Annotated in this window: 14 protein-coding genes; 6 read left to right on the top strand and 8 right to left on the bottom strand. The window is 59.8% G+C overall.

What is annotated here, in order from left to right:
• The first annotated feature begins 244 nt into the window (after positions 1-244).
• Positions 245-940 carry an HAD-IA family hydrolase gene (locus ACXX83_RS15760; RefSeq protein WP_458549056.1) on the top strand — a complete coding sequence of 232 codons (696 nt, stop codon included), beginning with the start codon at positions 245-247 and terminating at the stop codon, positions 938-940.
• A gap of 140 nt (positions 941-1,080) precedes the next feature.
• Here ACXX83_RS15760 and ACXX83_RS15755 read toward each other — a convergent pair whose 3' ends face one another.
• On the bottom strand, positions 1,081-1,827 hold the full coding sequence (locus ACXX83_RS15755; protein ID WP_015096079.1) for a 3-oxoacyl-ACP reductase family protein: 747 nt from the start codon (positions 1,825-1,827) through the stop codon (positions 1,081-1,083).
• A 124-nt stretch (positions 1,828-1,951) separates the two neighbouring features.
• Between ACXX83_RS15755 and ACXX83_RS15750 the strand changes: the two genes are divergently transcribed.
• Positions 1,952-2,875 (top strand): LysR family transcriptional regulator, encoded by a 924-nt coding sequence (locus ACXX83_RS15750; protein WP_458549055.1) that lies wholly within the window; start codon positions 1,952-1,954, stop codon positions 2,873-2,875.
• A 97-nt stretch (positions 2,876-2,972) separates the two neighbouring features.
• On the opposite strand, the gene ACXX83_RS15745 is transcribed toward ACXX83_RS15750, so the two are convergent.
• The 3 genes from ACXX83_RS15745 to ACXX83_RS15735 form a co-directional block, all read right to left on the bottom strand.
• Positions 2,973-3,701 carry an aspartate/glutamate racemase family protein gene (locus tag ACXX83_RS15745; protein WP_217835883.1) on the bottom strand — a complete coding sequence of 243 codons (729 nt, stop codon included), beginning with the start codon at positions 3,699-3,701 and terminating at the stop codon, positions 2,973-2,975.
• Between the two features lie 56 nt (positions 3,702-3,757).
• Positions 3,758-5,299, bottom strand: coding sequence for an NCS1 family nucleobase:cation symporter-1 (locus ACXX83_RS15740; protein WP_458549054.1), 1,542 nt, complete (start codon positions 5,297-5,299; stop codon positions 3,758-3,760).
• 567 nt (positions 5,300-5,866) lie between these two features.
• Positions 5,867-6,607 (bottom strand): phosphoadenylyl-sulfate reductase, encoded by a 741-nt coding sequence (locus ACXX83_RS15735; RefSeq protein ID WP_102673279.1) that lies wholly within the window; start codon positions 6,605-6,607, stop codon positions 5,867-5,869.
• A 173-nt stretch (positions 6,608-6,780) separates the two neighbouring features.
• Here ACXX83_RS15735 and thrH point away from each other — a divergent pair, with 173 nt between their 5' ends.
• Entirely contained in the window at positions 6,781-7,398 is a 618-nt protein-coding gene (thrH, locus tag ACXX83_RS15730; RefSeq protein ID WP_458549053.1) for a bifunctional phosphoserine phosphatase/homoserine phosphotransferase ThrH, read from the top strand.
• Between the two features lie 105 nt (positions 7,399-7,503).
• Here the strand turns inward: thrH and pabB are convergent, their stop codons facing one another.
• The 3 genes from pabB to ACXX83_RS15715 form a co-directional block, all read right to left on the bottom strand.
• Positions 7,504-8,847 carry an aminodeoxychorismate synthase component I gene (gene pabB / locus ACXX83_RS15725; protein ID WP_458549052.1) on the bottom strand — a complete coding sequence of 448 codons (1,344 nt, stop codon included), beginning with the start codon at positions 8,845-8,847 and terminating at the stop codon, positions 7,504-7,506.
• Between the two features lie 426 nt (positions 8,848-9,273).
• On the bottom strand, positions 9,274-10,173 hold the full coding sequence (locus ACXX83_RS15720; RefSeq protein WP_458549051.1) for a DMT family transporter: 900 nt from the start codon (positions 10,171-10,173) through the stop codon (positions 9,274-9,276).
• 91 nt (positions 10,174-10,264) lie between these two features.
• Positions 10,265-11,344, bottom strand: a complete 1,080-nt coding sequence (locus ACXX83_RS15715; protein ID WP_458549050.1) for an SDR family oxidoreductase — start codon at positions 11,342-11,344, stop codon at positions 10,265-10,267.
• A 74-nt stretch (positions 11,345-11,418) separates the two neighbouring features.
• Here ACXX83_RS15715 and ACXX83_RS15710 point away from each other — a divergent pair, with 74 nt between their 5' ends.
• From ACXX83_RS15710 to ACXX83_RS15700, 3 genes are all read left to right on the top strand, one after another.
• Positions 11,419-11,808, top strand: coding sequence for a MerR family transcriptional regulator (locus ACXX83_RS15710; RefSeq protein ID WP_458549049.1), 390 nt, complete (start codon positions 11,419-11,421; stop codon positions 11,806-11,808).
• A gap of 136 nt (positions 11,809-11,944) precedes the next feature.
• Entirely contained in the window at positions 11,945-12,451 is a 507-nt protein-coding gene (locus tag ACXX83_RS15705) for a PaaI family thioesterase (protein ID WP_458549048.1), read from the top strand.
• Positions 12,452-12,542: 91 nt separating this feature from the next.
• Positions 12,543-12,821, top strand: coding sequence for a hypothetical protein (locus ACXX83_RS15700; RefSeq protein WP_458549047.1), 279 nt, complete (start codon positions 12,543-12,545; stop codon positions 12,819-12,821).
• Positions 12,822-12,862: 41 nt separating this feature from the next.
• Here the strand turns inward: ACXX83_RS15700 and ACXX83_RS15695 are convergent, their stop codons facing one another.
• The gene (locus ACXX83_RS15695; protein WP_458549046.1) at positions 12,863-14,476 is read right to left on the bottom strand and encodes a diguanylate cyclase; all 1,614 of its coding nucleotides are present in this window, start codon (positions 14,474-14,476) and stop codon (positions 12,863-12,865) included.
• Between the last annotated feature and the right edge of the window lie 4 nt (positions 14,477-14,480).

The following is a 14,480-nucleotide window of genomic DNA, read 5'->3' as shown; positions in this document are numbered from 1 at the left end:
CAAACTTTCGCTTGGCGGAATGTAGGACCTGAGACTCTGCGGAGGATCTTCCAGGAAAGAAGTCGGGTAAGTTGGCGTTTGATGTAGGGCGAATCGCTAAATCACGAGAGCCATTCGGCGTGGATCGGGATTTCATCATTGCTCTGAGACAGCCACGCTCGTTATGCTGCTGAATCCTTTAATCCATTCGGGGGCGGGCCTCACCTGCGCCGTCCGGGATGCCTTGGAAAACGGATCAGATGCGATGAATGCACCGCTGAAAACATTCGGCCCGATCAAGGCCGTGATTTTCGATATGGACGGCTTGCTGCTGGATACGGAGGGCATCTACACCGAAGTCACGTCCATCATCGCCGCGCGTTATGGCCGAACGTTCGACTGGAGCATCAAGCAGAACATCATTGGCCGGGGCGCAGGGGATCTGGCGCGCTATGTGGTTGAAGCGCTCGACCTGCCGATTACCGCCGAAGAGTTTCTGGTGATCCGCGAGCCGCTGATGCGCGAGCGCTTTCCTACAGCGCAGGCGATGCCTGGCGCACAGGAACTGGTACGGCATCTGAAGGCCAACAACATTCCCATCGCCGTGGGTACCAGTTCATCGAGCCAGTCGTTTGGTCAGAAAACCACCCTGCACCGCGACTGGTTCACCCTGTTCGACTTCATCGTCACCGCCGATGACCCCGAGGTGGCGGCGGCCAAACCGGCACCGGATATTTTCCTGACGGCGGCGCGGCGTCTGGGCGTCGCGCCCGAGGATTGCCTGGTGTTCGAGGATTCGCCCTTCGGTGTCACCGCGGCGAAAGCGGCAGGGATGACGGCGATTGCGATTCCGGATGCGGCAATGGCCGACGCCAGGTACGCACACGCCGATGGCATTCTTCGTACGTTGAAGGCGTTCGAGCCGGACGCCTTTGGTTTGCCTGCGCTTGAGTGGGTCTAGCTGAAAAGACGGGATGGCTCTGGCAAATGTGGGAGCGAGCCTGCTCGCGAAAGCGGTGTTTCAGACAACATCAACGTGTCTGATATTCCCTCTTCGCGAGCAGGCTCGCTCCCACAGTTATTGCAGTTGACAGATATGCATCAGGCCCCGAAGCCACCGTCGATGGTCAGGCTGGCCCCGGTGATGTAACCCGCTTCCGGGCTGACGAGGTAGGCGACGAAGCTGGCGATCTCTTCAGCCTTGCCGTACCGGCCCACGGCCATCAACGGGATCAGGCTCTCCGCAAAGTCACCCTCGGCCGGGTTCATGTCGGTGTCGACGGGACCCGGCTGCACGTTATTGATGGTGATGCCTTGGGGGCCGAGGTCACGGGCCAAACCTTTGGTCAGACCGACCAGTGCCGATTTGCTCATGGCGTACGGGCCGCCACCGGCAAAGGGCATGCGATCGGCGTTGGTGCTGCCGATGTTGATGATGCGACCGCCTTCGGTCATGTGTCTGGCGGCGGCCTGGGTGGCAATGAACACGCTGCGTACGTTGATGGCCAGGGTCTGGTCGAAGTCTTCGAGTTTAAAGTCGGCCAGTGGTGCGACGGCCAGCACGCCTGCATTGTTGACCAGGATATCCAGGCGACCGAAGGCTTCCACCGTGGCGGACACGGCGCCGCGGATCGCGTCGGCGTCGGCGCTGTCGGCCTTGATGGCCAGGGCCTTGCCGCCCTTGGCGGTGATGCTGTGTTGCAACTCTTCGGCTTTGGCTGTCGAGCTGACATAAGTGAAGGCAACGGTCGCGCCTTCAGCGGCCAGGCGCTTGACGATGGCTGCACCGATACCGCGGGAACCACCTTGAATCAATGCCACTTTGCCGCTGAGGTTCTGAGTAGTCATGTCGATCTCCAAGTCCCGAGGCGAGATGTCCCGGTTGATGGAGGCTAGTATCGATTCAGGATTACGAGCTGTGTAGACCATAATTGCGATAGTCTGTGTAAACTAAAAGTTTATAGTGGCGCCTATGGAAACCTTCAGCAGTATCGAATGCTTTGTGCGCAGCGCCGAGGTCGGCAGCTTCGCCGAAGCGGCGCGACGCTTGAGCCTGACGCCAGCGGCGGTGGGCAAGAGCGTTGCCAAGCTTGAGGCGCGTCTGGGCGTCAGATTGTTTCAGCGCAGCACGCGCAGCCTGACGCTGACCGAGGCCGGTCAGTTGTTTCTCGGCGAAGTCAGCACCAGCCTGCACACTATCCAGAATGCCGTGGCCAACCTCGCCAGCGCTGGTGGGCAGCCAGCGGGTACGTTGAAGGTCAGCATGGGGACGGTATTCGGTTGCCTGTACATAGTGCCGATGCTCGGCGAGTTTCTGCGGCGATTCCCGGCGATCAACCCGGACTGGCACTTCGACAACCGCCAGGTCGATCTGATCGGGCAGGGGTTCGACGCGGCAATCGGCGGCGGCTTCGAATTACCCCAGGGCGTAGTCGCGCGCAAGCTGAGTCCGGCGCATCGGGTACTGGTGGCTTCGCCGGATTACCTGGCGGTACATGCGTCAATCACCGAGCCGGACGACCTCAAGCACCACGACGGAATTCTGATCCGCTCGCCGCAAACCGGTCGCGTGCGCTCCTGGCAGTTGACCCACCGCAATCAGCAACACAGCCCGTTGACGCTCAAGGCGCGGATGACCATGAGCGACTCCGAGGCCGCCTGCGTCGCCGCCGAACAAGGTCTGGGCATTGCGCTGGTGAGTATGCCGTTCGCCTCGGGTTACCTGGAGGCGGGCAGGTTGCAGCGGGTGTTGCCGGACTGGTACATCGACGACGGCTACACCTCTATCTATTACGCCGAACACAAACTGCTGCCCGGCAAGACCCGGGTGTTTGTCGATTTCATCATCGAGCAGTTTGCCGAGCGGGGGTTGGGGCAGAGGTTCAGTGCGGTTTGAGCAAGTCTTGAAACCGAGGGGCGGCCTTCGCGAGCAGGCTCGCTCCCACAGGGGATTTGTGTGGGAGCGAGCCTGCTCGCGATAAGGGCGCCGCGGTCTACCGGGCAAACCGCCCCGGCCAGCCGATGATGTTTTTCGGCCGCGGCGTCGCATAGGTCCGCACCTTCGAGGTCGACAGTCCCAACCGCACCAGCGACTCGGCAATGGTCACCGCCGCCGTCACCCCATCCACCACCGGTACCCCGGTACGCCGGCGAATCTGCTCGTCCAGCCCGGCCATGCCGCCGCAACCGAGGCAAATCACTTCGGCCTTGTCCTGGGTCACCGCCAGTTCGGCCTGGTGCACGATGGCTTCCAGTGCGCGTTGCGGTTCGTGTTCCAGTTCCAGCACCGCCAGGCCACTGGCCCGTACCGAGGCGCAACGGTCCCACAGGCCCGAGAGCTTGAGGCGGTCTTCGATCAGCGGCACGGTGCGGTCGAGGGTGGTGACCACGCAATAGGCGTGACCGAGAAACATCGCGGTGCTGGCGGCGGCATCGGTGATGTCCACCACCGGCACGTTGAGCAGTTCCTGCAAGCCTTCGCGGCCGTGCTCGCCGTAGCCGGCCTGGATTACCGCGTCGAATGGCTGGTCGTAGGACATCACCCGGTCCATGACCGCGATGGCCGCCAGGTAACTTTCGAAATTGCCTTCGATGGAGTCGGCGCCGAAGTGCGGGGTTAGGCCGACGATTTCCGTGCCGGGTGAGGCCACGGCCTGCGCCGAGCGGGCGATGGCCTGGGTGATGGATTCGGTGGTGTTGACGTTGACCACGAGAATACGCATGGGGAGTCCTTATTGCGGATGGTTCTGCGGCCCGACTTTGCCGGGCCGCCATGGAGTCAATGGCTGACGTTTTCGACCGCGATGGTTTCGCCGCTGACATCGGCGTAGTGCTGCTGGCGCTTGGCGATGATCAGGTAGAGCATTCCGGCGATGCCGGCACCAATCAGCCAGGAGAACGGCGACACGCTGTGGAAACCCGGCACCAGGGCCAGGACGATGGCGATCAGGGCGGCGGGAATGAACGCCGCCACGGCGCGCAAATTGACCCCGCGGCTGTAGTAATAAGGACCGTTGGGGTCTTCGCTGTACAACTGCGGCACGTTGACCTGGCCTTTTCGTACCAGCCAGTAGTCGACCATGATCACGCCGTACAAAGGGCCGAGCAGGGCTCCGAGGCCGGACAGGAAGTAAACGATCACCAGCGGACTGTTGTAGAGGTTCCACGGCAGGATCAGCACGGCGATGGTCGCGCTGATCAGTCCGGCGCGACGGAACGTCAGGTATTTCGGCGCCAGGTTACTGAGGACGAACGCCGGGGCGACGAAGTTGGCCATGATGTTCACCGCCACGGTGACGATCAGGAACGCCAGGCAACCGAGTACCAGGAAGAAGGTGTTGGGGATCGAGGCGATGATTTCGGTCGGGCTTTCGATGATCCGGCCGTTGATCTGAAACTGCGCGCCGCACAGCAGGACAGTGATGCTGGCGAACACCAGAATATTCACCGGCAAGCCCCAGAAATTTCCGACCTTGATGGTCTTGCGGCACGGTGAAGAGCGGGCGAAGTCGCAGAAATTGAGGATCAAGGTGCCGTAGATCGCCAGCCACAGTGCGCCACCGGCAAAGATATTGCGCCACATCTCGCCACCGGTCAGCGGCTCACGGATCGACCAGGCAATGGTCGCGTTGGCCTGCAAGTACATCCACGCGGCGAGCGCGGCAACGGTCAGCAGAATCACCGGGCCGGCAAACGCCTCGTAGCGCCGCACCATCTCCATGCCATAGGCAAGGATCGCCAGTTGCACGAACCAGATCGCGACAAAACACACCCAGCCCAGGGTCGACAGGCCGAGGATCGAGTTGTGGTCGTAGTCGGCGAACCCGGGATGGATCGCCGTCAACAGCACACGGAAGACGACGGACGCGAGGTACGTCTGAATTCCGAACCAGGCGATGGCGATCACGGCGCGGATCAACGCAGGAATCTGCGCCCCATGAATACCGAAACTGATCCGGCTGATGACCGGAAACGGCACCCCGGTTTTCTGGCCCATGTAGCCAGACAGGTTCATGAAGAAGTAAACCAGCGCCGCACCGATCCCCAGGGACAACAGGATCTGCCAGCCGCCCAGGCCCAAGGCATACAGGCCGATGGCAAAGGAGTAGTTGGCAATGTTGTGAACGTCATTGGTCCACAGGGCAAAGATGCTGTAGCGACCCCAGCGCCGGCCTTCGGCCTTGGTCGGTGCCAGGTCCTTGTTGTGCAGTCGAGGACTGAGCACCACGGGGGAGTCATGCGCCTGATTGTCGGCGGTGTGGGTAGATTGGGGGGAGGGTAGATCCAGAGCGATATTGTTATTGGAGAGACTGGTACGCATTCCGGCAGGCTCCTGATGCTCGACGCCGCGATGACTGTGCATGAGCCTTGGCTCGACAAATCTTCGTCGCGGGTGGCGAATATCATTGGTTACGGGGCATCTGCAGCCTGTACGGGATAGGGCGCTTCAGGCTTGCGGATCTAAAGTGTGTGTATGTTTTGAATTGATTGTATACAAAACATGTATGCACTTAAGCCAGATCCATGCCAGTCGAACGTTCTATGAACGGCGCCGTTCATTTCGTTTTGTTATGGTTTTTCGCCAAGTTATTGAAAAGTTGACAATATAAATTGACCGCTTGAACAGGTATTTATTTTGAATGGGGGATTCAGGAGGGCGTGGCGGCGCACGTCAGGGGGGAGGAATGTAACTTTCTGGGGCGCAGAAACTAAAAGTGCACACACAAATGGCACCTATGGTGACAGTCGTGTGTACACACTTTTTGAAGCTGCAGATAACACTGTAGGAGCGAGCCTGCTCGCGATGGTCGTCAACGATGACGCGGGGTGCCTGATACCCCGCTGCGTTCTCGGGTTCATCGCGAGCAGGCTCGCTCCTACAGTGGGTTTACGCTTTGGACTTGCTGATGATATTCCCCGCGTGCAACCCGCATTCCTTCTGCGTCGCTTCTTCCCACCACCAGCGGCCTTCGCGCTCATGCTGGTTCGGCAATACCGGGCGGGTGCAGGGTTCGCAGCCGATGCTGATGAAACCGCGTTCGTGCAGGCTGTTGTAAGGCAGCTCCAGCATGCGGATGTAACCCCAGATCTCTTCGCTGGTCATTTGCGCCAGCGGGTTGAACTTGTACAGGGTGCGTTCCGCGGTGGAGAACGCGGTGTCGATTTCCATTACTGCGACGGCGCTTCGAGTGCCTGGGCTCTGGTCCCGACGCTGGCCGGTGGCCCAGGCTTTCACGCCGGAGAGCTTGCGGCGCAGCGGTTCGATCTTGCGGATGCCGCAGCATTCGCCATGTCCGTCCTTGTAGAAGCTGAACAGGCCTTTTTCCTTCACGAAGGGTTCGAGTTTCGTGTAGTCCGGCGACACCAGCTCGATGTCGATCTTGTAGTGCTCGCGTACCTGATCGATGAAGCGGTAGGTCTCGGGGTGCAGCCGTCCGGTGTCGAGGCTGAACACCTTGACGTTCTTGTTCAGCTTCCAGGCCATGTCCACCAGCACCACGTCCTCGGCGCCGCTGAAAGATATCCACAGGTCATCGCCGAACTCGGCAAACGCGAGTTTCAGGATGTCCTGGGCGGATTTGTTGGCATAGGTCGTGGCGAGTTCCACGACGTCGAACGTTGGGCTCATCAGGGCGGCTTCCTACAGGTCGGTGGCGCTGGGCGCTCTATATAGGGCCGATGGTAACAAAAAGCTGCATGGGCCGGGGCATCCTCTGCGTTGCGCAGGCAGGCCCTAGCCGCTAGAGTTCGGCAATCTTTTTGCTCGCTCGACTCAATAATCAATACAAATGGGAGTGTCTTGTGGAAATTGCCTGTCTGGATCTTGAAGGTGTGCTGGTCCCGGAAATCTGGATCGCCTTCGCCGAAAAAACCGGGATCGAATCCCTCAGGGCCACCACCCGGGACATTCCCGACTACGACGTGCTGATGAAGCAACGCCTGCGGATTCTCGACGAGCACGGCCTGAAGCTTTCCGACATTCAGGAAGTGATCGCCACGCTCAAGCCACTGGACGGCGCCATCGAGTTCGTCGACTGGTTGCGCGAGCGCTTCCAGGTGGTGATCCTGTCGGACACCTTCTATGAGTTCTCCCAGCCGTTGATGCGCCAACTGGGCTTCCCGACCTTGCTCTGCCATCGTCTGATTACCGACGACAGCGGGCGAGTCACGGGCTATCAACTGCGTCAGAAAGATCCAAAGCGCCAGTCGGTCCTGGCCTTCAAGAGCCTTTACTACCGGGTGATCGCGGCGGGGGATTCCTACAACGACACCACGATGCTGGGCGAGGCCGATGCCGGGATCCTGTTCCATGCGCCGGATAACGTGATCGCCGAGTTCCCGCAGTTCCCGGCGGTGCATACGTTTGAAGAGCTCAAGCAAGAGTTCATCAAGGCTTCGAACCGCTCCCTGACCTTGTAAACCGACCCCCTGTAGGAGCGAGCCTGCTCGCGATGAACCCGAGAGCGCCGCGGGGTGTCAGGTACCCCGCGTCATCGTTGACGTCCATCGCGAGCATGCTCGCTCCTACAGGTTTTGCAGGGTATCGAGCAGGATTTTCACCTTGGTGATCGACTCCTGATACTCAGCCTGCCACTCCGAATCCGCGACTATCCCGCCGCCGCCCCAGCAACACACCTGCCCGTCCTTGACCAGCAAACTGCGGATGGCGATGGAGCTGTCCATCTCGCCGCGCACGTCCAGGTACAACAACGAACCGCAATACAGGCCGCGTCGGGTCGGCTCCAGTTCGTCGATGATCTGCATAGCGCGAATCTTTGGCGCGCCAGTGATCGAACCGCCAGGGAAGCTGCCGGCGATCAGGTCCAGAGCGTCGCGATCATCCGCCAGTTCACCGGTGACGCTGCTCACCAGGTGATGCACGTTCGGATAACTTTCCAGGCTGAACAACTCCGGCACCCGGACCGAGCCGATGCGGCAGGTCCGGCCGAGATCGTTGCGCAGCAGGTCGACGATCATCAGGTTTTCCGCGCGATCCTTGGGGCTGGCCAGCAGTTCGGCGGCATTCGCGGCGTCTTGCCCAGGCGTCTGGCCCCGAGGCCGAGTGCCCTTGATCGGGCGGGTTTCCACATGGCGCTGGCTGACTTTGACGAAGCGTTCCGGCGACAGGCTGAGTACGGCATCGCCGTCAGGCAAGCTCTGGAATCCGGAAAAAGGCGTCGGGCACGCTTCACGCAAGGCGCAATAGGCGGCCCACGAATCACCTTGGCAGGGCGCGCGAAACCGTTGGGCGAAATTGACCTGGTAACAGTCACCGGCCTGAATGTACTGCTGGATGCGCTCGATGGCCTGTTGATACTCATCAGCGCTCAAGTCGGCGGTCATCGGGGTGAGCAGTTTGAAGGGCGCGATCGCTTCAGGTGCCGGTTGGCTGAACAGCCCGATCAGGCGCTGACGCTCGCTGTCGGGCAGGGTCGGGTGGAACACCAACTGGCTGGTCAGCGCCAGGTGATCGCTGACCAATGCCCAGCCGTACAGGCCGAAACGCGCGTCGGGCAGATGCAGGTCGTCACTGGCCCGGCTCGGCAGGCGCTCCAGATGTCGGCCGAAGTCGTAACTCAGGTAGCCGATCAACCCACCGGCAAACGGCAACTCATAAGGTGCCGGCAAAGAGGCTTCGCCCAGGCGTGTCAGGTTATCGCGCAGGCGTTGCAGGAACGCCTCGCCACTTTCGTCGGGCGATACCGTCAGTTGTTCCAGCGGCCAGGCGCTGAGCAGGTCATAGCGGCCGCGGTCGGCGCTGGGGCGGCCGCTGTCGAGCAGCACGGCGCCGGGGGCATGGCGAATCGCCGCGAAATATTGGGCGGGGTTGGCGCGATAGGGCAGCGGGTGTACGGAGCAGGTCAACATGGGCGGAGGAGATCAGCCATCGAGGCGGGGTGGCGATTGTAGTCCCCTCGGGGAATTGCTCCTAGAGGGGATGTCGGGGATTGGCAGATTACGAGCGGCTGCGGGAAACCTGTGGTGAGGGGCTTGTCGAAATGCCGCACCACCCCGTGAGCGTTTAGCCCAATTTTTCTCGCCAGGTGAATGTCCTCTTTTGGCCGATTCTGTTGAAAAAGTCGGACTGCCCAAACTGCCTGATCATTTACTGGCGAAAACGCCTTTTTCGCACGCTGCTACGTGAAATCCGAGTCCGGAAGCCCTCTGCCAAAAGTAACTTTTCGGATGCGCAAACCATGGCCGACTTTTTCAACACAATCGGCCAGAGGCTGTCAGTCGCTCAAAACACTTAAAAACCACTGATTGCTAAAGTAACCAGGATCCGAAAATAGCTCACTCGGTCGAAGGGACGGATGCTTTGCTGCCCAAGCGAATCAGTTCATTGGAGAAACACAGGCCGACGATGATCAGTGCCGCTCCCGCGTACAGGCTTTCGCGCGGTACTTCATTGAGCGCCACAAACGCCAGCAGCGCGGCGAACAGTGGCTCGGTCAGCTCCAGCGCTTGCACTTGGGAAGGCTTGAGATACTCGATGGCCTTGGTGGTGCAGAAGAAGCCCAGGATTGTCGGCAGCGTGGCCAGTGCCAGCAGCGCGGCGATCGCCAGCGGCGACAGCTCGCCCATCGCGAAACCATCGGCCGCAGCCGGCATCAACAGGTACAGGCTGCCAAAGAACAACAATTGTCGGGTGAAGTGCAGCCCCCCCGACACCCCCATACGCTTCATGGCAACCGAAAAGGCCCCATAGCCGCAGCCGGCCATGGAGGCGAGCGCAGCACCTTGCAGGGTAAAGCCCTGCTGCAGGTCGCCGCCGAAGATCACCGAGATCCCGGCGATTGCCAGTGCGGCGCCAACGGTAGCATTCGCGGTGATGGCATCCTTGAGGAAAATGCGCCCCAGAATGATCGAGGAAATTGAGGCACTGGCCATCAGTACCACCACCACACCTGCCGCAGCGTAGTGTCGATAGGCGGACGTTTCGAAATGGAACAGCACAAAGATGCCAAGGAATGCGCAGATAGCCGCCTGAGTCCATTTGATCGACGGCGCCGGGCGCTTGAGGAAAAACAGCAAGATCGAGAGAAGCACGCAACCCAGTACGGTCTTGATGACAGCGACACTGCTGGCGGTGAAACCATTACTCATGAGTACTTTGCTGAGTACACCGATCGTTGCGTTCAGTGCCGCGGCGCAGAGTGCAAATATGACGCCTTTGCTGAAAGTAGATTGCATTGTTGACGATCCCTGTCGCTGAATTGTCGTTCGATAGAATGCCGCCCTGCATCGACGGCGCAAAGTTTGCGGATAACCCCCAAGGGAGCAGTCAGAGGGCCTGGCCCTTGGCTATGCAATATGAGTTGACGAACGTTGCAGTGTGCTGCAAAGACTTGCGTATATCCGGTTTGGCTATTCCATGCCTGTTGGCAAATTGCCCGACCGCCGTTGTATCAAAACGAGTGGTCTGGATAAAGTCCAAGGCTTCGGGTTTTGTATTCAAAAAACGCGCAACGGGAGGAATACTCAGTAGCAACTTCAGCAAGCGCAGTGGAATGTAATGCTTGGGAGACTTTAAGCCCAACGGTTGTGCCACCTGTACCAGGAGTTCTCGCAAGTTGGGAGTTTGTTCATCAAGCGCCAGCAGTTCCTGGCCCGCCATGGCAGGATCAAAAGCACAAACCGCCACCAGTTCAACCAGGTAATCCACGGTGACCAGTGGCAGCCAGTGCTCGGCGGTACCAGGCACTGCAGTCAGCTTTCCCTGCACAAGGTTGCGTATCAGCTCCACCAGCGGCTGACCGTCAAGGATATGCCCCGTGCGGCTGTGGCCACAAACCGTCGCGGGGTGGACAACGGTAATCTCCCCGCCCTTGGCGGACATGACCTCCAGGGTCGCAAAATGCGCCTCCAGCTTGCTCCCCTCGTAACCACCGACATGTCGGTAGACCGCAGGCCAGTTCGTCAGCTCCGGGTAACGGGGGTCAATTCCGATGCGTTGCAGATGTTCATGATTTTTCAGCATGTAGCCGCCGATCATCACTAACCGGCTTTTTTGCTCAGCCGCCAACAGCGCCACGCGCTTTGCCCCTTCCACATTCACCGCACGAGAATGCTCCACGGAAAGCCCCCATGCGAAGTGGGCGCCCAAGTGGAATATGACTCTGGCGCGCCTTAATACTTCTCGGTCAGGAAGACTCAGCCCGAGGTTGTCCCGTTCCAGATCGCCAGCCACGGCAAATACCCGGGTCGCGCAACCTCCCAAATTGTCGACTTGCTCGCGCAATGCAGCCAGTCGCTCTGGGCGCCGCATCAACACCCGAATGGTGTGACCTTTTGCACTCAGGTACGCCACCAAATGTTGACCGATGAAGCCGGTACCCCCCGTGACAAAGCACTCCACGCTCATTTCCCTGCTCCTTGTTCAAGATGAAAAATCAAGCGTAAACTATCGACCCAACTCTATAGTCAAGCGGTGTTTTCATGAAAATCGGCGAACTTGAGACCCGCAGCGGCGCCAGCCGCCATACGTTGCGTTACTACGAGCAAATCGGCCTGATCTCACCGCTGCGGCAAACTAACAACTATCGCGTTTACACAGAGCAAACTCTGCAGGATCTGGACTTTATCCAGCGCGCGCAAAGCATGGGGTTTTCCCTGGGGGAAATAGGCGAGATTCTGGATGCGCAGCGCAACAAACTGATCGATTGTGCTGAAGGCGCTAAGCTAATTGAAAAGAAGATGGCGGAAATCAAACAGAAAATCGCTAACTTCCAAAGCATTTATCGGTATCTGGACCAAGAGCGTGCAAGCCTCGAAGCCAGTGCTGCCAAGCAACTTGAGCTTCAGCAGCTGAACAACTCTTCCAACTGAGCCCATCGCTTACGCATTTTCCAATACCTTGTGGCCAGACCCTGGAAACTAAGCGTCTGCTCCTTATTGATCAGCCGTTGCGAACCGGTACGACCTGGCCCGCTTTGAACCACCAGCTACTCAGGATGAACACGCCATGACCACGCAGGACATTTCGCTTCAAGACATCGCCGCGCCTGAAGGCGTTTGTTATGGCTGCGGCAGCCAGAACCCGCACGGGCTGCACATCAAGAGCTTCTGGCATGAAGACGGGGTGCATGTCATGGCCGAGCATATGCCCGATGACAAGTATTGCGGCTGGCCGGGGCTGGTTTACGGCGGTTTGATCGCGATGCTGGTCGATTGCCACTCCAATTGGGCCGCTATGGCCTATCACTACCGCGCCGAACAGCGCGAAGTGGGCAGTTTGCCCCACGTCACCTGCGTCACCGGTAACCTGGGCATCAAGTACATCAAGCCGACCCCGATGGGTGTACGCCTGACATTGCGGGCAAAAGTCGAGGGGGAAGTCGGGCGCAAAAGTCGCGTCATCTGTGAGGTTTTCGCCGGGGATGTCCTGACCGCTGTCGGGGACTCCACGTTTGTCCGCGTCGATACCGAGCAACTCAGGGCCGCCGCGCACGACAACAAGGTCGATTCCTGATCCCGGCGCCTTCGCCGTTCGTCAGCGAGACAGCACCTTTTACGATGTCGGGTCTTCCAAGGTTTTATACCTCACCGGGGAGACCCCAATAATGAACAGGAAAATGCTCGCACTCATGGCTGCGGGTCTGTTGTCGACGGGCTCTTTTTTTGCGCTGGTCGCCGAGAACGCGACGGCGGGTTCCGCTGTCCCGCCTGCTGCCGTTCCTGGCCTTAACCAGCCTCAAGGCGCTGAAGCCAAAGACGAGAAGGCCGACAAGAAGGGCGAGGAGGCCGCGGGCTCAAACTCCGGCGCCGATTCGCAAGCGATGGAAAAGGATGCCGCGACCTCAAGTGGTTCGAAGGACGAAGAAAAAGAACCCACGCAGTGACAGCCTGAATCGACCGGCTTTTCCCGGCCATTACGCGACGTCTACGCCATCACCCGGTTGCGCCCGCTCTGCTTGGCCAGATAAAGACGCTCATCGGCCAGTTTCAGTACGCTTTCGGGTATCGGGGTGTCCGCATTCCGGCAAGCCACGCCGATGGACATCGTCAGCTTTCCAACCTGCGGCACCTCGGTCTGCGCGATGTGCTCGCGTATCCGTTCTGCAATGACCCTGGCGGTATCCAGCGGCGTATCCGGAAGGATCAGCGCGAACTCTTCACCACCGGAGCGGCAGGCGAGGTCGCCGGTCCGGGAATTCTGCTTGAGTATGCCGGCGACCTCTTTGAGGGCCACATCACCGGCGTCATGCCCGAAGGTGTCGTTGACCTTTTTGAAGTGATCGATATCCAGCGCCAGCACCGAATAGGCTTGCCCGGTTTTTGCCAACAGATCCAGTACGCCGCCCATGGCCCTTCGATTGGCCAGGCCGGTCAGGGGATCGCTTTGCGCTTCGTGGCTGAGCTGGCCAAGCTTTTGCTGGAGCAGCTGCACACCGGTCAGCATGGCATGGCGAATGGCCGAAGCGTCGCGGTACCAGGCATGGACTTGCCGCAGTTGCTCGGTCGTTTGCGGGGCAGCCAACTGGTCGGCGGCTACCGACAACTGGCGCAACGGGCGGGCGATCAATGTGGTCCCGAGCAAAATCAGCCCCAGACCCAACAGCCCGGCAGGGATCATGCCCAGGACCATGTCGCGCATGAGTTGCCCCAGCGGCGCGAGGCTGAGGTCCCGGGGTTGTTGCGCGACAACCGCCCAGTTGGCGTCCGGCACCTGGGCAAAACCGGCGAGCATGGGAACACCTTTGTAGTTCGGGCCTTCCAGGGAACCACGTTCGCCGCGCAAGGCCGCATCGACCGTCAGGCTCCAGCCCAGGACCTCACCGATGCGCTTCTGGTCCGGGTGATACAGCAGCCGCCGATTGCCGTCGGCGATGAACGCAAAGGTCCCTTCGTGATGGAAGTGACGGCTGATGATCGTATGAAAGGTGCTTTGCTTGAGCAGGTAGACCGAGCCGCCGACGACGCCGATGAACGCCCCTGACGGGTTGAAAACCGGTTGTGAAATGAACACCACCAGGTTGCCCGCTGCGGAAACGTAAGCTGCGCTGACCGATGGACGACGTTCCTTGAGCGCCTGCTGGATGCCCTCCGACGTCAACGTGGCGCCGACAATCTGCGAGGTATCCGGATAGGCCTGCAGGACTTTGCCTGTCGCATCCACAATGGCAATGGAGTTGAAGTCGGCATCCTGGGCTTGCAGGCGAATGGCTTCTTTGCGCAGCACTTCGGGGTCGTTCCAGTGCTGGCCGAGGGTATTGGCGCTGTAGTTCAAGCGACTGTGCGCCGAGTTCAGGAACTCACCGATGCTGGAAGCGACTTTTGCGGCGTAGGCTGCGTTGGCCTCAAGCGTCGTATGGATCAGTGACTGACGCTGCACCCGGTAAGCGACGTAGAGGCTGTTGCACAACGTCGCGAGAACCGACAGCAGGACGAAGAAAAGAATCAGTCCGCGCAGGTTGACGGGCAGGGGCCTGGACAGCTTCGCGCGGCTACCTTGCTCGTTGATGGCGCTGTTGGGGGTATCCGCAGGCGTCGCCATTTTC

The sequence above is a fragment of the Pseudomonas sp. GNP012 genome, assembly GCF_054343835.1.
The sequence above is the reverse complement of the archived record's forward strand: the minus strand, read 5'-3'. Positions and strand labels throughout refer to the sequence as shown.